Below are 18643 nucleotides of genomic sequence, written 5' to 3'. Positions count from 1 at the left end.
CACGCGGCGGACCGGCGCGGATGCGGACGCGGCGGACCCGATCGGACGCGGCCGCGCCGGATCAGTCCGGCGCGACGCCCGCCCGGTGCGCGAGCAGCGCGGCGCCGACCAGTCCGGCGTCGTTGCCGCGGCTGGCCGCGATGATCTCGGTGTCGAGGTGCAGGAACCCCGAGAAGCGCGCGAACTCGTGCGCCGCCGCTCCGCCCACCACGATGAGGTCGGGCGACATGATCGACTCGAGGTGCCGGTAGTACCGCTCCAGTCGCGCCGCCCACGCCTCGAACGTCAGCCCCTCGCGGCGCACGGCGGAGAAGGCCGCCTGCATCTCGTAGTCGCCGCCGTCGATGTGGACGTGGCCGAGCTCGCTGTTCGGGATGAGCGTGCCGTCGTGCAGCAGCGCCGTGCCGATGCCGGTGCCGAGCGTCGTGAGGATCACCAGGCCGCCGCGGCCCTGCAGCACGCCGTACTCGAGCTCCGCCATCCCGGCGGCGTCGGCGTCGTTGACGGTGAGCACGTCGATCCCGCTGCGCTCGCGGATGGCGGTGCGCGCGTCCATGCCGAGCCAGCGGTCGGAGATGTGCGCGGAGGAGCGCACGATGCCGTCCCGCACGATGCCGGGCACGCCGACGCCCACGGGCAGGTCCTCGTCGGGCGTGAGCTCGAGCACGATCTCGGCGATCACGTCCGCGATGTCCTCGGGCTCGCCGCCGACGGGCTTGGCCACGGTCATGCGCTCGGTGAGCCGGATCCCCGTGGTGACGTCGACGATCCCGGCCTTGAGCGTCGTGCCGCCGATGTCGATGCCGAGGGCCAGCCGGTCGCGTCGGGCCAGGGCCTCAGCTGCGCCCTCGGGGGCGGCGACGACGGCGCGGTCGACGGGGATGAACCCGCCGGTGGCCCGGCCGCTCTCGGAGGCGGGCCGCGGCGCGGTCTCGGGCTGGGGCACGGCGGGGCCTCTCGGTTGCGGTTCGCGCCTCGCAGGTTGCGGGGCGCCGGTTGCGCGGGTGCGCGGCGGACGGGCGCGGATCGGGCGGAAACGACCCGCGTATCCCGGGCCGTCGGCCGCGGGACCGCCGCGGCTCAGAACGCCCGGTTCGCGTAGACGATCCCGCAGGCCACGCCCACGGCGCAGACGACCGCGAGCCCGACGACCGCGCCGGCCGCCGCAGCGGCCAGACGGGGGAGGGGACTCGTCACGTGTCGAGCCTAGGCCAGCTCGCCGGGGCCGCCATCGCGGGCCCCGGCCGAGCATCCGCCCAGGAACCCACCGAGTAGGCTGGCCCGGATGGAGAGAGAGGCTGCCGTGTCCGAGGACGAGCTGACGTTCCGGGCGGCGTACTGGCCCGTGCTCCTCCTGCGCGCACTGCCCGCCCTAGCGCTCGCCGCGTTCATCACCTTCTCGACCGACCACTCGCCGTCACTCGGCCTCGTGGCGTTCGGCGTCTTCGCGATCCTCTCCGGCCTGATCACCGCGGGCCTCGGCGCCCGGACCCTCCGCGGTCCCGCCGCGCGCCTCCGCACGAGCGCCGTCGCCCAGGGTGCGATCACCGTGGTGGCGGGCATCGCCGCCCTCCTGGCCCGCGACGGGGGCGTCCTCGTCCTCCTCTACGCCGTCAGCGTCTGGGCCGTCGTCACCGGGTTCCTGGAGCTCGTCGCCGGCCTGCGCTCGCGCGGCCGCGTGCCGGGCGCCACCGACGCGATCACCGCCGGTGCGCTCACCGTCGTGCTCGCCGTCGCCTTCCTCCTGGTGCCGCCTGACCTCGTGGTCCAGTACGGCGGGGTCGAGCAGCGCGAGGGGCAGCTCACCGCGCCCGTCGTGGCCGTCGGCCTCCTGGGCGCCTACGCGGCGATCGTCGGGGTCTTCCTGGTCATCGCCGCCCTGAGCATGAAATGGGGCACCTCCACACCCACCGCGACCTCCGCGGCGGACGCCCCCCGGACCACCGAGAGCGCGAGCTGACCGTGACTTCCAACATCCGCAAGGACCGCATGCGCCCCGCCGAGCTGCTCGGCATCGCCGCGGCCCTCGCCGCGTTCGTGGGCCTCATCGTGGGGCTCAGCACCAGGCCCGCCGACGCCCAGGGCTGGACGGTCGTGGTCGTCTTCACGGGCGTCGCGTTCATCGGCGCCCTCGTGATGCTCGCGATGCTCGCCCTGTCGTTCAAGCCGAACCGCGACGAGCTGCAGGACATGGACGAGCAGGACCACCCGGATCGTCCGACCCGGCACTGAGCCGCGGGGATCCGCTCCGGCTGGAACCGCGTCCGCTGACGTGCGTCGGGACCCCCGCCGTGACGAGGGTCCCGATCGACCGGCTCAGAGGATGTGGTCGACCAGCTGCGACGCCAGCCCGGCGTACCCGGCCGGGGTCAGCTCGAGCAGTCGCGCCTTCGCCTGGTCCCCGATGTCGAGCCCGGAGACGAACGCGCGCATCTCGTCGCGGCCGACGCGCTTGCCGCGCGTGAGCTCCTTGAGCACCGCGTACGGGTCGCTGATGGAGCTGCGCCCCGCGACGATCTCCGCGCGGATGACCGTCTGGATGGCCTCGCCGAGGATCTCCCAGTTGGCGTCGAGGTCGGCCGCGAGCAGCGCGCGGTCGACGTCGATCTCGAGGAGACCCCGCCCGATGTTGTCGAGCGCCAGCAGCGAGTGCCCGAGCGCGACGCCGACGTTGCGCTGCGTCGTCGAGTCCGTGAGGTCCCGCTGGAGCCGGGACGTCACGAGCGTGGACGCGAGCGAGTCGAGCAGCGCATCCGACAGCTCGAGGTTCGCCTCCGCGTTCTCGAAGCGGATGGGGTTGATCTTGTGCGGCATCGTCGACGAGCCGGTCGCGCCCGCCTGCGGGATCTGCCGGAAGTACCCCATGGAGATGTAGGTCCACACGTCCGTGCAGAGGTTGTGCAGGACCCGGTTGACGTGGGCGATGCGCGTGTACAGCTCGGCCTGCCAGTCGTGCGACTCGATCTGCGTGGTGAGCGGGTTCCACACGAGCCCGAGCGACGTGACGAACGCGCGGGACTCGGCGGGCCAGTCGACGTCCGCGTCGGCGGCGAGGTGCGCCGCGAACGTGCCCGTGGCGCCGCTGAACTTGCCGAGCACCTCGACGTCCTCCACATCGGCCCGGAGGCGCTCGAGCCGGTGCACGAACACCGCGAGCTCCTTGCCGAGGGTCGTGGGCGTGGCCGGCTGCCCGTGCGTGCGCGACAGCATGGCGTCGTCGCGGAAGAGGAGGGCCCGCTCGCGGAGCGCGCCGATGACGGAGACCAGCTTCGGCAGCCAGACCTCGCGCACGGCCCGGTCGATGACGAGCGCGTAGGAGAGGTTGTTGATGTCCTCGCTCGTGCACGCGAAGTGCGTGAGCTCGGCGACGTGCGCGAGGCCGAGCTCCTCGAGGCGGTCGCGCACGAAGTACTCGACGGCCTTCACGTCGTGCCGGGTGACGGCCTCGACGCGGGCGAGCGCGTCGATCTGCTCCTGCCCGAAGCCCGCGACGACCTCGCGCAGCGCCGCCTTCTGCGCGTCCGTGAACGGCGAGGAGGAGAGGAGCGACCGGTCGGTGAGGTGGATGAGCCACTCGATCTCGACGTGGATGCGCGCCCGGTTGAGGCCCGCCTCCGAGAGGTGCTCGCCGAGCTCGGTGACGACGGGGGCGTAGCGGCCGTCGAGGGGGCTCAGCACCTGCGGGGGCAACGGGCTCATGCGGGGGGATCTCCTAGCTGGGGGGACGGATGCCGGGCTCCACCTGCGCGAGGAGGGCCCGGGCGGCTCGCTCTATCATCCCAAGAACCCGATCGAACATCGCCGCGTCCGTGTAGTACGGGTCGGGCACGTCCCGCAGGTGGGCCTGTGGAGGATCGAACGACAGCAGCAGGTGGATCTTCGCCCGGTCCGCCTCCGTCCGCGCCCACTGCCGCAGCGTCCGCTCCTGGCCGCGGTCGAACACGACCACCAGGTCGAGGTCGGGCAGTGTGTCCGGGTCGAACTGCTTCGCGCGATGCGCGGATCCCGACAGGCCGCGGCGCTCGAGCGCGGCGAGGGTGCGCGCGTCCGCCTGCTCGCCCACGTGCCAGTCGCCCGTCCCGGCGCTCGTCACGGAGACGCGGTCGGCGTGCCCGGCGCGCTGCACGAGGTCCCGGAAGACGACCTCCGCCATCGGGGAGCGGCAGATGTTGCCGGTGCAGACGAAGGCGATCCGGAAGACGGGTGGAGCCGTCGCGGCCGGAGAGTCGGGGGCTCCCATGCGCTCATTCTGTCGGCTGCGATCCCTCCCCACATCCCCGTATCCCTCCTCCGTCCCCCGGACGCGGCATCCGACGGCCCGCTGCCCTCGCTGCGGCGCACGATGCGGGCGGACGGGAGAGGACGGGACGCGATGCAGGAGCAGCCGGGTGGATGGGGCGCGGGCGGGGGAGATCCCCTCGGAGGGACGGGTCGGGAGAGCGGCAGCACGCCGGGCCAGCTCCGCGCCGAGGCGCTGACGCGCGCGCATGCGCTCGCCGCCATCGCCGAGGCGGTGGCGGAGACGCACCGAGGCATCGCGTCCTGCCGGGACGACCCGTCGTGGTCCGGACGCGCGCACGACGCATTCGTCCGTGCCCTCGACGACCTCGCCGGTCGCGTCGCGCTCGCCGGGACCCTGCTCCACGACGCGCATCCGGCCGCCGGCTCGGCGCCCGGCTGCCCCGGAGCGCATCTGTGACCGCGGTCGCGGGGCTCACGGTCACCGAGGGAGGCGGCACCGAGGTCGAGACGGACCACCTCACGCGCATCGCCGGGCGGCTCGACGACGAGGCGGGGCGGCTCGACGACCATGCCCGTGCGCTGGCCCTGCCGCCGCTCGTGGCCACGATCACGGGCGATCACGATGCGAGCCTCGACGCCCCGCGCGGTCTCCTGTCGTCCGCCGCCCACGACGCGCGGGCGCTCGCCGCCGACCTGCGTCGCGCCGCCGCCGAGTACGCGGACGGGGAGCGGGACGTCGACCGCTGCGTGCGATCCGCCTCGGCGGACGGCGGTGCGACGGATGCGGCTCCTTCCTCTCCGAGCGGGGCCCTCCGGATCCTGCTGCCCTCCGCCGTCCGGGACGTGGTCTCGGACATCGCGGCCGCGGCCGCGCGCTTCCTCCCGGACCGCCCGGCCGGCGACGACGGCGTGCGGGAGACGACCGCGGGCCTCCTCGCGGCGCTGGGAGCCCTCGGCGTCCTGCGCGACGCGCCCGCCGCCGTCCACATCCGCCCTGACGCCGTCCGCCCGGCGCCGGCGAGCCTGGAGGACCTGGCCGACCGGATCCCCGACCCGGTCCCCGGCACCCCGCAGATGCGCGTCGAGGAGTACCGGGCACCGGACGGACGCCGCCGCTTCGTCGCCTACCTGGGCGGCATGGTCACCCTGGATCCGGGCACCGGCCGCGAGGACTTCGGACCGGCCTCGGCGGCGGCCGCGCTCGCCACCGAGGGCGGGTCCGCCGTGCACGCGGCCGAGACGGCGCTCCGCGAGGCCGGCGCGACCGCGGACGACGAGGTCTACGTCGTCGGATACTCGATGGGCGGGATCCTCGCGCGAGCGGTGGGCGATGCCCCGGGCCTCCACGTCACCCACGAGCTCACGTTCGGGTCCCCGGTCGGGCAGCTGCCGATCCGCCAGGGGATCGACGGCGTGGCCGTGGAGCACACGGACGACCCCGTCCCGGCGCTCGGGGGCGTGCGCCCGTCCGACGGCGACGCGGGCGACGACGTCGTGGTGCGCGCGCCGGCCTTCGCGCCGACGGCGCACGCTGGCGTCCTGGACGCGCACGACCTGAGCACCTATCGGGCGACGGCGACCCAGATGGACGCCTCGCGCTCCCCGCTCCTGGAGCGGGCGCGCGACGAGCTCCACGGGTTCCTCGACGGGGCCACGCCGATCGCGTCCCACCTCTACCGGGCGGAGCGGGCCCCGCTCACCCCGCCGGGCGGATCGGGCGGTGGGATGTGACGCGCGGGTCAGGCCCTCGACGTCACCGGTCGGAGCACGAGCCCCACCAGCCAGCTGAAGAACGCCATGAGCAGCGCCCCGAGCACGCCCCACCAGAACCCCTCGACCGTGAGGCCGAAGCCGAGCGCGTCGGAGATGGCGGCCACCAGGAGGAAGAGCAGCCCGTTGACGATGAGCGCGATGAGGCCGAGCGTGAGGATGTAGAGGGGGAACGCCACGATCCGGATGGCCGTGCCGATGACGCCGTTCACGACGCCGAAGATCGCGCCGAGCAGGAGGTAGGTGAGCACGGTGGCCGTGGTGTCGCCCGGCTCGTAGGCGGTCACGATGGTGCCGGAGACGATGAGCGTGGTGAGCCAGAGCGCGACGGCGTTGACGACCACGCGGACGAGGAATCGGGGCATGCTGCGATCCTCGCAGACGCCGCCCCCGCGGACCATGGGCCGGGCGGCGACCCGCCCGTAGAATCGCCCGGTGATCCCCGAACCCGCGCCCCTCGACGCCGCCGCCCCCGTGAGGCTCCGTCCCGCCATCGCGGCCATGGTCGCCTACCGCCAGGGCAAGCCCGCCGGCGAGGACGACTTCAAGCTGTCCAGCAACGAGAACCCGTTCGACCCGCTGCCGTCGGTGCTCGCCCGCATCGACCAGGTGCGCGACGTGAACCGCTACCCCGACGCGGGCGCGACCCTGCTGCGCACCGCGCTCGCCGAGCGCTTCGGCGTCACGGTCGACCACGTCCACGCGGGAGCCGGATCCGTGGCGATCCTCTCGCAGCTCATCACGGCGGCCGCGGGCCCGGGCGACGAGGTCGTCCACGCGTGGCGCTCGTTCGAGGCGTACCCCACGCTCATCACGGTCGCGGGGGCGACGGGCGTCCCCGTCCCGAACCTGCCGGACCACTCGCACGACGTGGACGGCATGATCGCCGCGCTCACCGACCGCACGCGCGTCGTCATCGTCTGCACGCCGAACAACCCCACCGGCACGCTCGTCACGGAGGCCGACCTCGAGCGCCTGCTCGCGGCCGTCCCGCGCGACGTGCTCGTGCTGCTCGACGAGGCGTACGGCGAGTTCGTCGGCCCGGAGCATGCCCTCGACGGCATGCGCCTGCTCGCGGCCCACCCGAACCTCGTCGTCCTCCGCACCTTCTCCAAGGCGTACGGCCTCGCGGGGCTCCGCATCGGGTACGCAGTGGGTCACCCGCGCATCCTCGACGCGGCCCGCTCCGCCGCCATCCCGCTCTCCGTCACCGGCCACGCGCAGCACGCGGCGCTGGCATCGCTCGAGCACGAGGACGAGCTCCTGGAGCGCGTGGCCGTCCTCGCGCGCGACCGCGACGAGGCCTGGCGCGCGCTCACCGAGCAGGGCTGGGCGGTCCCGCGACCCCACGGCAACTTCGTCTGGCTGGCCACGGGCGCCGAGACCGCCGAGGTGGAGGCGCAGCTCGCGGCCGCCGGGCTCGTGGTGCGCGCGTTCGCGGGCGAGGGGATCCGCGTCACCATCGGCGAGCCGGCCTCTGTCCGGAAGCTACTGAACGCGTCGGCGGGAATTGTCCGGGGGCTGCCGGAGGGCCACCCGGCGCGCCGGTAGGTTGGGACGATGCCGGAAAGCGATGTGACGGTCCAGCTCCTGACCCCCGCGGGCGAGCTCGCACCGAGCGACTCCGCCGAGGAGTTCCTCCCGTACTTCGAGCGACTCACGGAGGACGACCACCGCGGCTTCCTCCGCGACATGCGCCTCACGCGGGCGTTCGACCTCGAGGCCACGAACCTCCAGCGCCAGGGCCACCTCGGCCTCTGGGCGCCGAGCACCGGGCAGGAGGCGGCGCAGGTGGGATCCGGTCGGGCCACGCGCCCGCAGGACCACGTGTTCCCCGCCTACCGCGAGCACGGCGTCGCGCTCATCCGCGGCATCGACCCCGTCGACATCGTGCGCCTCATGCGCGGCGTCACGCACGGCGGCTGGGATCCGGCGGTGGCGAACTTCCACCTCTACACGCTGGTCATCGGGTCGCAGGCGCTGCACGCCACGGGCTACGCGATGGGCGTCGCGTTCGACGGCGACGTCGCCACCGGGGATCCCGACCGCGACACCGCCGTGATCGCCTACTACGGCGACGGCGCCACCAGCCAGGGCGACGTGAGCGAGGCGTTCGTCTTCGCCGCGAGCTTCCGGACCCCGCAGGTCTTCTTCCTGCAGAACAACCACTGGGCGATCTCGGTCCCCGTCAGCACGCAGTCGCGGACGCCGCTCTACCTCCGCTCGCGCGGCTTCGGCGTGCCGAGCACGCAGGTCGACGGCAACGACGTCTTCGCGAGCTACGCGGTCACGGCCAAGCACCTCGACGACGCGCGCAACGGCGGCGGCCCCTCCTTCATCGAGGCGCTCACCTACCGCGTCGGCGCCCACACCTCGAGCGACGACCCCACGAAGTACCGCACCGACGACGAGCTGCAGGGCTGGGTCGCGAAGGACCCGATCGCCCGGCTCGAGGCGTACCTCCGGGCGCAGGGCGCGCCGCAGTCGCTCTTCGACGGGATCGACGAGGAGGCCAAGGACCTGGCTGCCGACGTCCGCCGCCGCACCATCGAGCTGACGAGCCCGGCGCTGCCCGGCATCTTCGACCACGTCTACTCGGAGCCGCACCCTGTCACGACGGAGCAGCGCGAGTGGCTCGAGCGCTACGAGGCCTCCCTGGAGGGGAACCGATGACCGACACCATCGACCGCGCGGCCTCCCCCGCCGGATCCGACGACGCCGCGACGAGCGGCACCGGAGCCCCCGCCGGCATCGAGAGCATGCCCATGGCCAAGGCCCTCAACGCGGGCCTCCGCCGCGCGCTCGAGGAGGACGACAAGGTCCTGCTCATGGGCGAGGACATCGGCCCGCTCGGCGGCGTCTTCCGCATCACCGAGCACCTGCAGCGGGACTTCGGCGACCGCCGCGTCATCGACACCCCGCTCGCCGAGTCCGGCATCGTCGGCACGGCCATCGGCCTCGCGATGCGCGGCTACCGGCCTGTGTGCGAGATCCAGTTCGACGGCTTCATCTACCCGGCCTTCGACCAGATCACGAGCCAGCTCGCCAAGATCACCAACAGGCACGAGGGTGCCATGCGCATGCCCGTCGTGATCCGCGTGCCCTACGGCGGCCACATCGGCGCCATCGAGCACCACCAGGAGAGCCCCGAGGCGTACTTCGCGCACACGCCCGGCCTCCGCGTCGTGAGCCCGAGCACCCCGCACGACGCCTACTGGATGATCCAGGAGGCCATCAAGTCGGACGACCCGGTCATGTTCTTCGAGCCCAAGGCGCGCTACCGGCCGAAGGGCGATGTGGACTTCTCCGCTCCCGGGATCGGCCTGCACGAGAGCCGGGTCGTCCGCTCCGGCACCGATGTCACGCTCGTCGGGCACGGCGCCATGGTCGCGATGCTCCTCCAGGCCGCCGAGCTCGCGGCCGAGGAGGGAACGAGCGTCGAGGTCGTCGACCTGCGCTCGCTGTCGCCCGTCGACTACGGCCCCATCCTCGAGTCCGTCCAGCGCACCGGCCGCCTGGTCGTCGCGCAGGAGGCGCCCGGCCACGTGTCGGTCGGCTCCGAGATCGCGGCGACCGTCACCGAGCGCGCGTTCTACTCGCTCGAGGCGCCGGTGATCCGGGTCTCCGGATTCGACGCCCCGTTCCCTCCCGCGAAGCTCGAGACGCTCTACCTCCCGGATGCCGACCGCATCCTCGAGGCCGTCGACCGCTCGCTCGCCTACTAGACGCCCGCCGCCCCCGCGGCACGGAGAAGAGGACCGCACGATGGCTGATTCCGAGTTCACCCTGCCCGACGTGGGCGAGGGCCTCATCGACGCCGAGATCGTCTCGTGGCGCGTGCAGCCGGGCGACCAGGTGGCGCTCAACCAGGTGATCGTCGAGATCGAGACCGCGAAGTCGCTCGTCGAGCTGCCCAGCCCGTTCGAGGGCACCGTCTCCGGCCTGCTCGTGCAGGAGGGCCAGACGGTCGAGGTGGGCACCCCCATCATCGCGATCGCGCAGGGCTCGCCGAGCCTGTCCGCGCCGGCCGAGACGCCCGCCCAGATGGCGCTGCCGGGCGAGACCGTGATCCAGGACGACACGGCCATCGAGAACCGCGAGCCGGCCCCCGCGCCCGCGCCCGAGGAGACCTCCGGCGCCGTGCTCGTGGGCTACGGCACGGTGGGCAAGGTCGCGAGCCGACGCCGTCGCGCCGAGCCGGGCGACGCCGCTCCGGCCGCCCGCCATGCCGTGCGCCCCGGCGCGCAGGCCGGCGCCCCGGTCGCCCGCGCCCCGCGACCCGACTCGGTGCCCGCCGCGTCCGCCGTGCCGATCATCGCCAAGCCCCCCATCCGCAAGCTCGCGAAGGACCTCGAGGTCGACCTGGCGGAGGTCGAGGCCACCGGGCTCGTCGGCGAGATCACGCGCGAGGACGTCATCCGCACCGCGCAGCAGGCGAGCGTCTTCAAGAACATCGAGACGCCCGAGTGGCCGGATGCGCGCGAGGACCGGATCCCCGTGAAGGGCGTCCGCAAGGTCATCGCCGCGGCCATGGTGCAGAGCGCGTTCCAGGCGCCGCACGTGAGCCTGTTCGTCGATGTCGACGCCACCCGCACGATGGAGTTCGTCAAGCGCCTCAAGGCGTCCACCGACTTCGCGGGCGTCAAGGTCTCGCCGCTGCTCATCATGGCGAAGGCGATGATCTGGGCCGTCCGACGGAATCCCACCGTCAACTCCTCGTGGACCGACCAGGAGATCATCGTCCGCCACTACGTGAACCTCGGCGTCGCCGCCGCGACGCCGCGCGGACTCGTGGTGCCGAACGTCAAGGAGGCGCAGGCCATGTCGCTGCTGGAGCTCGCCCGCGCGCTCGAGCAGCTCACCCTCACGGCGCGCGACGGCAAGACGAGCCCGTCGGACATGAGCCAGGGCACCATCACGATCACCAACATCGGCGTCTTCGGGATGGACACCGGCACGCCGATCCTGAACCCGGGCGAGGTGGCGATCGTCGCGCTCGGCACGATCAAGCAGAAGCCGTGGGTCGTCGACGGCGAGGTGCGCCCGCGCTTCGTCACCACCATCGGCGCGAGCTTCGACCACCGGGTCGTCGACGGCGACGTCGCGAGCCGCTTCCTGGCCGACGTGGCGAGCATCATCGAGGAGCCGGCGCTGCTCCTGGAGTGACGCGCCCGCACTCCACAGCCAGGGAGTGATGGTACTGAGACTGGTTATCAATACCGTATCGTCGGATCCATGAACCGTCGCCCCCTCACCGCCCTGCTCGCCGTCTCGCTGCTCGCCGTCCCGCTCGCGGGCTGCGCCTCCGGATCCGCCACCCCCGCCGCGGACGCGTCGTCCTCCGCGTCCGGCGGCGGCACGCTCGAGGTCGTCGCCTCGACCGACGTCTACGGCGACATCGCGCAGCAGATCGGCGGCGACGACGTGAAGGTGACGTCGATCATCGACAGCCCGGACAAGGACCCGCACGAGTACCAGGCCACCTCGCGCGACCAGCTGGCCCTCTCCACGGCGGACGTCGTGATCCAGAACGGCGGCGGCTACGACGACTTCGTCGACACCATGATCAAGGCGCTCCCCGGCGGCAAGAGCCCCGTCCTCCTGAACGCGGTCGACATCTCCGGCTTCGACCAGAAGCCGGCCGAGGGCGAGCTCAACGAGCACGTCTGGTACGACATGCCCACGATGAAGAAGCTCGCCGAGGAGATCGAGCAGGCGTTCTCGAAGGCCGACAGCGCCGGTGCCGCCACGTTCGAGGCGAACGAGCAGGCCTTCACCGCGAAGCTCGACGGCATCGCCGCGGCCGAGGCCGCGGCGAAGCCGGCCGGCACCGGCAAGGGCGTCGCGATCACCGAGCCCGTGCCGCTGTACATGACGAGCGCCATGGGTCTCGAGAACCGCACGCCCGACGAGTTCAGCGAGGCCGTCGAGGAGGGCACCGACGTGCCCGCCGACGTGCTCAAGGAGACGCTCGCGCTCTTCGCCGATAAGAAGGTCGCGGCGCTCGTGTACAACTCGCAGACGACGGGGGCCACGACCGACCAGGTCGTCGCCGCCGCGAAGGCCGCTGGCATCCCGGTCGTGCCCGTGACAGAGACGCTCCCCGCCGACCTGCCCGCGGGCAGCGGGTACGTTGAGTGGATGACCGAGAACGTCGACGCCGTGGCCTCCGCGATCCGGGGATCGTGACCGGCGCACCCGTCCTGAGCCTCCGCGACGCGACGCTCGCGTTCGGCTCGCGCACCCTCTGGAGCGGACTCGACCTCGACGTGGCACCCGGCGAGTTCGTCGCGGTGCTCGGCCCGAACGGATCCGGCAAGACCAGCTTCCTCAAGTCCGTCCTCGGCGCCCAGCGCCTCACGTCGGGGGAGATGCGCTTCCTCGACGAGCCGGTGCGCCGCGGTGCACGGCGCATCGGCTACATCCCGCAGCAGAAGCTCATCACCGCGGCCACGCCCGTCCGGGCGCGCGACCTCGTCGGCTTCGGCGTCACCGGCCACCGCTGGGGGCTGCCGATCAGCCGGCGGGCCGAGCGGGCCCGGGTCGACGAGCTGCTCGACGCCGTGGGCGCCGCCGCCTACGCGGACGCGCCGGTCGCCACCCTCTCCGGCGGCGAGCAGCAGCGGCTGCGCGTGGCCCAGGCCCTGGCGTCGGATCCGCGGCTCCTCCTGTGCGACGAGCCGCTCCTCAGCCTCGACCTCGGCCACCAGCGCGTGGTCAGCGAGCTGATCGACCGGCACCGCAGGGAGACCGACGCGGCGGTCGTGTTCGTCACCCACGACGTCAACCCGGTGCTCGACATGGTCGACCGGGTGCTCTACCTCGTGGGTGGCCGCTTCCGCATCGGCACGCCCGACGAGGTCCTCGACTCCGAGGTGCTGAGCTCCCTCTACGGCACGCCCGTCGACGTGGTGCGCGTGCGCGGCCGCGTCGTCGTGGTCGGCGCCACCGACGATCCGCATGGCCACCACTCGCACGACGACGAGGACCACGAGGAGCACGGCGACCACGGGCCGCACGGCGTGCACGAGGCCGCCCCCGCCGACGGGAGGGCCGCGTGATCCACCTGCTCGCCGACGCGGGCGACGTCTGGTCGCGCCTGTTCGACTTCTCCGACTACGGCGCGCTCGTCGCGCTGCTGCGGAACAGCATCATCGCGGGCGCCGTGCTCGGCGTCGTGGGCGGCCTCATCGGCGTCTTCGTCATGACGCGCGACCTCGCCTTCGCGGTCCACGGGGTGAGCGAGCTGTCGTTCGCCGGCGCGGCGGCGGCGCTGCTGCTCGGGGTGAACGTGGTCGGCGGATCCCTGGTCGGCTCCCTCATCGCGGCGATCGCCATCGGCGTGCTCGGCACGCGCGCGAAGGACCGCAACTCGATCATCGCCGTGATCATGCCGTTCGGCCTGGGCCTCGGGATCCTGTTCCTCGCCCTGTACGACGGCCGCGCCAGCAACAAGTTCGGCCTGCTCACCGGGCAGATCGTCTCGGTCGACAACCCGCAGCTCGGCTACCTCGTGGCGATCAGCGCCGTCGTCATCGTCGGCCTCGCCGTGGTCTGGCGGCCGCTGATGTTCGCGAGCGTCGACCCCGACGTGGCCGCCGCCCGCGGCGTGCCCGTGCGCCTGCTCTCCATCGTCTTCATGATCCTGCTCGGGCTCGGCACGGCGGTCTCCATCCAGATCGTCGGCGCGCTGCTCGTGCTCTCGCTGCTGGTGACGCCCGCGGCCGCCGCCATGCGCGTCTCGTCGACGCCGCGCGTGGTCGTCTCGCTCAGCGTCCTGTTCGCGCTCGCGAGCATCGTGGGGGGCATCATGCTCGCGCTCGGCAGCAGCATCCCCATCAGCCCATACGTCACGACCATCTCGTTCACGATCTACCTGGTCTGCCGCGGCGTCGACGCCCTCCGCACGCGCAGCGGCACGTCGGGTGGGACGCGTACCCTGACGGGGCGGGGAGGATCGCCCGCCGGGAGGGCACGGGCATGAAGCGGAACACGTGGCAGCGCGAGGCCGTCCGGCAGGCGCTGGACGCATCGACGGAGTTCGTGAGCGCGCAGCGGCTGCACGCGCGCCTGCACGACGCGGGATCCCCGATCGGCCTGGCCACCGTCTACCGCGCGCTCGGCGACCTCGCCGCCGAGGGCGACGCCGACTCGCTGCAGTCGCCGGACGGCGAGGCCCTCTACCGCACGTGCGCCACCGGCGGCCACCACCACCACCTCATCTGCCGCGTCTGCGGCACGACGGTGGAGATCGCCGCCGACGAGGTCGAGTCGTGGGCGCACGACGTCGCCGCGCGCAACGGCTTCACTGCCCCGAGCCACGTGGTCGACGTCTTCGGCCTCTGCGCCGAGTGCACGCGCCGCGCGGCCGAGGCGTCGGGGGCACCGGCCGGCAGTGCCTCGGAAGCCCCCGCATCCGCATGATCCCGGGCCCTCGGCTTGCGCCCGGGCGTGTCGTCGCGTAATCTCGATCTTTGGCCGAGCGGCTCATCCGCTCGCATGTGCGCCCGCTGCCCCTCCCGAGGGGCAGGACCCCCTCTCTCGAGATCCGGGGACGGGCGTGCCGACAAGAAATCTTGGGTAGGGCGGTCTCGCCCTACGGTACCTACGGAGGAAACCATGGCAGCAACCTGCCAGGTGACCGGCGCCGTCCCCGGCTTCGGACACAACATCTCGCACTCGCACCGGCGCACCAAGCGCCGCTTCGACCCGAACGTGCAGAAGAAGACGTACTACGTCCCCTCGCTGCGTCGCAACGTCAAGCTCACGCTCTCCGCGAAGGGCATCAAGGTCATCGACGCCCGCGGCATCGAGTCCGTCGTCAAGGACATCCTCGCTCGTGGGGTGAAGATCTAATGGCCAAGCAGCAGGACGTCCGTCCGATCATCAAGCTCCGCTCGACGGCTGGCACCGGGTACACCTACGTGACCCGCAAGAACCGCCGCAACAACCCCGACCGCCTCGTGCTGAAGAAGTACGACCCGGTCGTCCGCAAGCACGTCGACTTCCGCGAGGAGCGCTAAACATGGCCAAGAAGAGCAAGATCGCCCGCAACGAGCAGCGCAAGGTCATCGTCGAGCGGTACGCCGCGAAGCGCCTCGAGCTGAAGAAGGCCCTCGTGGACCCGAACGGCACCGACGAGAGCCGCGAGGCTGCCCGCGCCGGCATCCAGCGCCTCCCGCGCGACGCCTCGCCCATCCGCGTCCGCAACCGCGACGGCATCGACGGTCGCCCCCGCGGCAACCTGTCGAAGTTCGGCATCTCCCGCGTGCGCTTCCGTGACATGGCCCACCGCGGCGAGCTTCCTGGCATCACGAAGTCCAGCTGGTAGGTTCCAAGCGGCCGTACGGCCGAACGGACCGCTGATGGCCTCTTCGGCTCGCACGGTCCGCTGACGTAGACAGATCCCATCCACCACACGGCCGCTCGCGAAGAACGGCACCAGGTCCGAGGAGGACACCCATGGCTGACAAGTCACTCAACCGCACCGAGCTCGTTGCCGCCGTCGCCGCGGAGTCGGGCCAGAGCCAGGCCGCCGTCAACGGCGTGCTGGACTCGCTCTTCTCCATCGTCTCGACCAACGTCGCCGACGGCGTGAAGGTCACGATCCCGGGCTGGGTCGCGTTCGAGCAGACGGCTCGCGCCGCGCGCACCGGCCGCAACCCGCAGACGGGTGAGCCCCTCGAGATCAAGGCGTCCAAGGGCGTCAAGGTCTCCGCCGGCAGCAAGCTCAAGGCCGCCGTCAAGTAGTCCTCCTCACCACACGCCCAGCGGGGGCGCCGACTCCGGTCGGCGCCCCCGCTGTGTCGTCCCCGGCCGGTCGCGCGGGTGCCGACGGCCGCCAGCCGCCCGTCAGGACGGGCGAGTTAGGCTGATCCCCTCATGCCCAGACTCCTCCGCGTCGCGGGGCCCGCCGCCCTCCTCATCGTCGCGTTCCTCTCCCTGCTGGCCGCCCTCGCCATCGGTGGAGGCGCCGCCCCGCAGCTGCTCGAGGACGCCGGGCCCGTGGTCCGCTACGGCCTGCCCGCCGCGAAGATGATGGTGAACATCTCGGCGGCCACGGCCATCGGCGCGCTGCTGCTCGCGGCGTTCGCCCTGTCGCGCCAGCGCCCCGAGTACGGCCGCGCGCTCGACATCGCCGCCGCGGGCGCCGCCCTCTGGACGGTCGCCTCCGCGATCACCGCGTTCTTCACCTTCCTCAGCGTCTCGGGCACCGCGTTCTCCTTCAGCGCCGAGTTCGGCACGAGCCTCGGCCTGGTGCTCACGCAGATCTCCGTGGGCCAGGCCTGGCTCGCGACGACGCTGATCGCCGCCACCGTCACGGTGCTGTGCTTCGCGGTGCGCAACCACACCGCCATCGCCTTCGTGCTCGTGATCGCGGTCGGCGGCCTCGTGCCCATGGCGCAGCAGGGCCACGCGGGCGGCACCGAGGGCCACGACGCGGCGGTCAACGCGCTCGGGCTGCATCTCGTGTTCGCGGCGATCTGGCTGGGCGGCCTCCTCACGATGGTGCTGCTGCGGTCGAAGCTCGACGGCGACCGGCTCGTGCCGGTGCTGCGCCGGTACTCGGCGGTCGCGCTCGTGTGCTTCGTGGTCGTGGCAGCGTCCGGGTACGTGAGCGCGGAGATCCGCGTCGGCTCGCTCGACCGGCTGCTGACCGCGTACGGGCTGCTGGTGCTGATCAAGGTGGCGGCGTTGCTCGCGCTCGGCCTGTTCGGCGCGGCCTATCGGCGCGTGCTCATCGGGCGGCTCGAGGAGCGCGGATCCGCGGCGCGCGGCCCGTTCTGGTGGCTCGTCACCGCCGAGCTCGCGTTCATGGGCGTCGCGTCCGGCGTGGCCGCGGCGCTCGCCCGCACGGCGCCGCCCGTGAGCCAGGTCGTCGCGACGCAGCTGCCGGATCCGACGCCCGCGCAGATCCTCACCGGCGAGCCGCTGCCGCCCGAGCTGACGCCCATGCGCTACCTCACCGAGTGGAACTTCGACCTGCTCTGGATCCTGCTGTGCGCGTTCGGGATCTTCTTCTACCTCGCCGGGGTGCACCGCCTCCGGAAGCGCGGCGACGCCTGGCCCCTGCACCGCTCGATCCTCTGGGTCGCGGGCATGATCGGCCTCTTCTACATCACCAACGGCGGCGTGAACGTCTACCAGAAGTACCTCTTCAGCTCGCACATGCTGGCGCACATGGTGCTCGCCATGGTCATCCCGCTGCTGCTCGTGCCGGGCGCTCCGGTCACGCTCGCGATGCGGGCCATCCGCAAGCGGCAGGACGGCAGCCGCGGCGGCCGCGAGTGGATCCTCATGGCCGTGCACTCGCGCTTCGCGTCGTTCGTGGGCCACCCGATCGTGGCGGCCGTGCTGTTCGCCGGCTCGCTCCTCGTCTTCTACTACTCGCCGCTGTTCAGCTGGGCCACGACCGACCACATCGGGCACCAGTGGATGATCGTGCACTTCCTCATCGTCGGGTACCTCTTCACGCAGAACCTCATCGGCGTGGATCCGATGCCGGTGCGCCTCGCCTACCCGATGCGCCTGCTGCTGCTGCTCGCGACCATGGCGTTCCACGCGTTCTTCGGGCTCTCGCTCATGACCGGCACCGGGCTGCTGCTCGCGGACTGGTTCGGCGCGATGGGGCGGCCGTGGGGCGAGTCGGCCCTGGCTGACCAGCAGGCAGGCGGCGGCATCGCGTGGAGCATCGGCGAGATCCCGACGGTGGTCCTCGCGATCGTCACGGCCATCATGTGGAGCAAGAGCGACAAGCGGGACTCCGTGCGCTACGACCGCAAGGCCGACCGCGACGGCGACGCCGAGCTCGAGGCGTACAACCGCAACCTCGAGGCGCTGCAGGCGGCCGAGCGGCGCTGATCCGCGCCGGCGGCAGGCGACGGGCGCCGGGCGGCGTCGGTCAGTCGCGCGGGCTCCCGCGGCGGCGGCGCGAGGCGGCGACGAGCACGGCGATCCCGGTCATCAGCTCCCACGCGGTGACGGTGTAGACGGATCCGCGCTCCCAGATGCCGTCGATGTCCGACCCGCCGAGCGTCTGGAGCAGGGCGAGCGCGAGGAGGCCGACGGCGCCCAGCGTGACGCTCGCGACGCGGAAGGCGCGTGCGGCGCCGATGCGTCCGGAGCCGAGCCCGGCGACGATCGAGGCGGCGTTGCCCGCGATGATCGCCATCCCGGCGCCGACCACGTGCATCCAGCCGATGCCGCTCGCGTCGCTCGAGGCGCTGCCGTGGATGAGGCCGACCACCGTGATCCCGGCGGCGTGCACGACGGCGAGGGCGAGGAAGGTGCGGCGGGGGCCGGCGCGGAGGGCGCGGGTGGCGATCACGGCGGCCAGGAGGTAGAGGACGCCCTGCAGGATGAAGCCCGCGTTCATCACCGCGGAGAGCGGGGAGTCGATGGCGCGGCCCTGGAAGACGGCGACGTCGGGGACGCCGAGGTCGCTGATGTAGTTGGCCGAGTAGCTGTAACCGGGGAAGGCGGACGCGGCGACGCCCTCGGTGCCGACGTAGACGGCGGCGGCGGCGATCCAGGCGATGCCGGCGGCCGCGGGGATGGTGGCGCTGCGGGTGCTCATGGGTCTCCTTCGACGCCGGACCCGGGGAGGATCGGTCTCATCGATGATGACGGA

At 72.6% G+C, this 18643-nt stretch carries 22 protein-coding genes; 17 read left to right on the top strand and 5 right to left on the bottom strand.

Annotated features, from left to right (window positions below; genetic code table 11):
- Positions 1–61 precede the first annotated feature (61 nt).
- A complete protein-coding gene (gene ppgK, locus KYT88_RS15480; protein ID WP_081840886.1) occupies positions 62–946 on the bottom strand; it encodes a polyphosphate--glucose phosphotransferase in 885 nt (294 codons plus the stop codon).
- A gap of 339 nt (positions 947–1285) precedes the next feature.
- On the opposite strand from ppgK, the gene KYT88_RS15475 reads away from it, so the two are divergent.
- Together KYT88_RS15475 and KYT88_RS15470 are read left to right on the top strand one after the other, a co-directional pair.
- Positions 1286–1960, top strand: coding sequence for an HdeD family acid-resistance protein (locus KYT88_RS15475; RefSeq protein WP_237583706.1), 675 nt, complete (start codon positions 1286–1288; stop codon positions 1958–1960).
- A gap of 2 nt (positions 1961–1962) precedes the next feature.
- Positions 1963–2232 carry a hypothetical protein gene (locus KYT88_RS15470; RefSeq protein WP_012039638.1) on the top strand — a complete coding sequence of 90 codons (270 nt, stop codon included), beginning with the start codon at positions 1963–1965 and terminating at the stop codon, positions 2230–2232.
- 84 nt (positions 2233–2316) lie between these two features.
- Here KYT88_RS15470 and purB read toward each other — a convergent pair whose 3' ends face one another.
- Together purB and KYT88_RS15460 are read right to left on the bottom strand one after the other, a co-directional pair.
- On the bottom strand, positions 2317–3699 hold the full coding sequence (gene purB, locus KYT88_RS15465; RefSeq protein ID WP_043583675.1) for an adenylosuccinate lyase: 1383 nt from the start codon (positions 3697–3699) through the stop codon (positions 2317–2319).
- A 13-nt stretch (positions 3700–3712) separates the two neighbouring features.
- Positions 3713–4240, bottom strand: a complete 528-nt coding sequence (locus KYT88_RS15460) for a low molecular weight protein-tyrosine-phosphatase (RefSeq protein ID WP_012039636.1) — start codon at positions 4238–4240, stop codon at positions 3713–3715.
- Positions 4241–4372: 132 nt separating this feature from the next.
- On the opposite strand from KYT88_RS15460, the gene KYT88_RS15455 reads away from it, so the two are divergent.
- Together KYT88_RS15455 and KYT88_RS15450 are read left to right on the top strand one after the other, a co-directional pair.
- Complete coding sequence (locus tag KYT88_RS15455; RefSeq protein WP_043583676.1) at positions 4373–4699, top strand: hypothetical protein; 327 nt, start codon at positions 4373–4375, stop codon at positions 4697–4699.
- Positions 4696–5973, top strand: coding sequence for a hypothetical protein (locus tag KYT88_RS15450; RefSeq protein ID WP_043583678.1), 1278 nt, complete (start codon positions 4696–4698; stop codon positions 5971–5973). The genes KYT88_RS15455 and KYT88_RS15450 overlap by 4 nt, the downstream gene beginning before the upstream one ends.
- 8 nt (positions 5974–5981) lie before the next feature.
- Here the strand turns inward: KYT88_RS15450 and KYT88_RS15445 are convergent, their stop codons facing one another.
- On the bottom strand, positions 5982–6377 hold the full coding sequence (locus KYT88_RS15445; protein ID WP_043583679.1) for a phage holin family protein: 396 nt from the start codon (positions 6375–6377) through the stop codon (positions 5982–5984).
- 70 nt (positions 6378–6447) lie between these two features.
- Between KYT88_RS15445 and KYT88_RS15440 the strand changes: the two genes are divergently transcribed.
- The 13 genes from KYT88_RS15440 to KYT88_RS15380 all read left to right on the top strand — a co-directional run bounded on the left by KYT88_RS15440 (position 6448) and on the right by KYT88_RS15380 (position 17874).
- The gene (locus KYT88_RS15440) at positions 6448–7563 is read left to right on the top strand and encodes a pyridoxal phosphate-dependent aminotransferase (RefSeq protein ID WP_043583681.1); all 1116 of its coding nucleotides are present in this window, start codon (positions 6448–6450) and stop codon (positions 7561–7563) included.
- 9 nt (positions 7564–7572) lie between these two features.
- Positions 7573–8685: a thiamine pyrophosphate-dependent dehydrogenase E1 component subunit alpha gene (locus KYT88_RS15435; RefSeq protein ID WP_043583683.1), complete on the top strand. Its 1113-nt coding sequence runs from the start codon at positions 7573–7575 to the stop codon at positions 8683–8685.
- Between the two features lie 86 nt (positions 8686–8771).
- Positions 8772–9737, top strand: coding sequence for an alpha-ketoacid dehydrogenase subunit beta (locus tag KYT88_RS15430; RefSeq protein ID WP_043584138.1), 966 nt, complete (start codon positions 8772–8774; stop codon positions 9735–9737).
- Between the two features lie 40 nt (positions 9738–9777).
- Positions 9778–11178: a dihydrolipoamide acetyltransferase family protein gene (locus KYT88_RS15425; protein ID WP_043583685.1), complete on the top strand. Its 1401-nt coding sequence runs from the start codon at positions 9778–9780 to the stop codon at positions 11176–11178.
- Positions 11179–11247: 69 nt separating this feature from the next.
- Positions 11248–12201, top strand: coding sequence for a metal ABC transporter solute-binding protein, Zn/Mn family (locus KYT88_RS15420; protein WP_043583687.1), 954 nt, complete (start codon positions 11248–11250; stop codon positions 12199–12201).
- Positions 12198–13073, top strand: a complete 876-nt coding sequence (locus KYT88_RS15415; protein WP_043583689.1) for a metal ABC transporter ATP-binding protein — start codon at positions 12198–12200, stop codon at positions 13071–13073. Before KYT88_RS15420 ends, KYT88_RS15415 begins: the two co-directional genes overlap by 4 nt.
- Positions 13070–13996, top strand: a complete 927-nt coding sequence (locus tag KYT88_RS15410) for a metal ABC transporter permease (RefSeq protein ID WP_043583691.1) — start codon at positions 13070–13072, stop codon at positions 13994–13996. The genes KYT88_RS15415 and KYT88_RS15410 overlap by 4 nt, the downstream gene beginning before the upstream one ends.
- Positions 13993–14436 (top strand): Fur family transcriptional regulator, encoded by a 444-nt coding sequence (locus KYT88_RS15405; protein ID WP_043583693.1) that lies wholly within the window; start codon positions 13993–13995, stop codon positions 14434–14436. The genes KYT88_RS15410 and KYT88_RS15405 overlap by 4 nt, the downstream gene beginning before the upstream one ends.
- 195 nt (positions 14437–14631) lie before the next feature.
- The gene (gene rpmB / locus KYT88_RS15400) at positions 14632–14868 is read left to right on the top strand and encodes a 50S ribosomal protein L28 (RefSeq protein ID WP_012039624.1); all 237 of its coding nucleotides are present in this window, start codon (positions 14632–14634) and stop codon (positions 14866–14868) included.
- Positions 14868–15035 carry a 50S ribosomal protein L33 gene (gene rpmG, locus KYT88_RS15395; protein ID WP_011187086.1) on the top strand — a complete coding sequence of 56 codons (168 nt, stop codon included), beginning with the start codon at positions 14868–14870 and terminating at the stop codon, positions 15033–15035. The genes rpmB and rpmG overlap by 1 nt, the downstream gene beginning before the upstream one ends.
- Before the next feature lie 2 nt (positions 15036–15037).
- On the top strand, positions 15038–15343 hold the full coding sequence (gene rpsN, locus KYT88_RS15390; RefSeq protein WP_012039623.1) for a 30S ribosomal protein S14: 306 nt from the start codon (positions 15038–15040) through the stop codon (positions 15341–15343).
- Positions 15344–15474: 131 nt separating this feature from the next.
- On the top strand, positions 15475–15762 hold the full coding sequence (locus tag KYT88_RS15385; RefSeq protein WP_043583695.1) for an HU family DNA-binding protein: 288 nt from the start codon (positions 15475–15477) through the stop codon (positions 15760–15762).
- A gap of 132 nt (positions 15763–15894) precedes the next feature.
- The gene (locus KYT88_RS15380) at positions 15895–17874 is read left to right on the top strand and encodes a bifunctional copper resistance protein CopD/cytochrome c oxidase assembly protein (RefSeq protein ID WP_043583697.1); all 1980 of its coding nucleotides are present in this window, start codon (positions 15895–15897) and stop codon (positions 17872–17874) included.
- A gap of 40 nt (positions 17875–17914) precedes the next feature.
- On the opposite strand, the gene KYT88_RS15375 is transcribed toward KYT88_RS15380, so the two are convergent.
- On the bottom strand, positions 17915–18589 hold the full coding sequence (locus tag KYT88_RS15375) for a DUF998 domain-containing protein (RefSeq protein ID WP_043583699.1): 675 nt from the start codon (positions 18587–18589) through the stop codon (positions 17915–17917).
- Between the last annotated feature and the right edge of the window lie 54 nt (positions 18590–18643).

It is taken from the genome of Clavibacter sp. A6099, assembly GCF_021919125.1.
Lineage (GTDB): Bacteria > Actinomycetota > Actinomycetes > Actinomycetales > Microbacteriaceae > Clavibacter > Clavibacter seminis.
This window is presented reverse-complemented; position numbering and strand designations above follow the sequence as displayed.